The organism is Kitasatospora nipponensis (assembly GCF_039528135.1).
GTDB classification, from domain to species: Bacteria; Actinomycetota; Actinomycetes; order Streptomycetales; family Streptomycetaceae; genus Kitasatospora; species Kitasatospora nipponensis.
Genome location: NZ_BAAALF010000946.1, coordinates 1 through 581, shown reverse-complemented (window position 1 = coordinate 581; position 581 = coordinate 1). Strand labels below are relative to the sequence as shown.

The window sequence follows — 581 nt, the reverse complement described above, 5'->3', positions numbered from 1 at the left end:
CGATGATGTCACTGACGATCACCGCCGCTCCTCCCGCTTCCGCAGGAGGATGCCTGCCCGGCCCGCCACCCACGTTCGTCCTGTGTGGCCGGGTTTCCAACCACAGTTCCCGCGACGTAGTGGTAGACCTTGACTGGCGCTCCGGCCACAATCTCACGGTGGCGCCAGGTCAAAACACCAGCGGTCATGGTGACGTGGATGCATTTCAGGTTCCTGTGGACGCCTGCATGGGCGGTAAAGTCGACACGTTGAACTTCATCCTCCTCACCTGGGAACGGGTTTCCTTTGAGGTGTGCGGAAACCAGTCGGGCGAGACATCTCTCTTTCCCTTCGAAGGCGTCTATCCCGCAGAACAGGGCGCCTGGGTGAAGTTCGGCACCCACCAGCGGGTTTACATCGGCTGGATCGGCGGGCCTGGCCAACGTGTGGACATCTGCCACAAATACCCCGAGGAGTGCAAGCCGTACCCGCCGTACCCGCCGGTCCCCAGCCCGCCGCCGGCCACGGATCCCGGGCTCCCGCCGGATACCCAGCCTTCGACGCCGGCGGGGCCGGTTGGGTGGAAGCCCGCATTCTTCAAC

General features: G+C 64.2%; 1 pseudogene. It reads left to right on the top strand.

Annotated features, from left to right (window positions below):
• Window positions 1–158 precede the first annotated feature (158 nt).
• A pseudogene (locus ABD323_RS44220) lies at window positions 159–581 on the top strand (hypothetical protein); the annotation flags it as partial.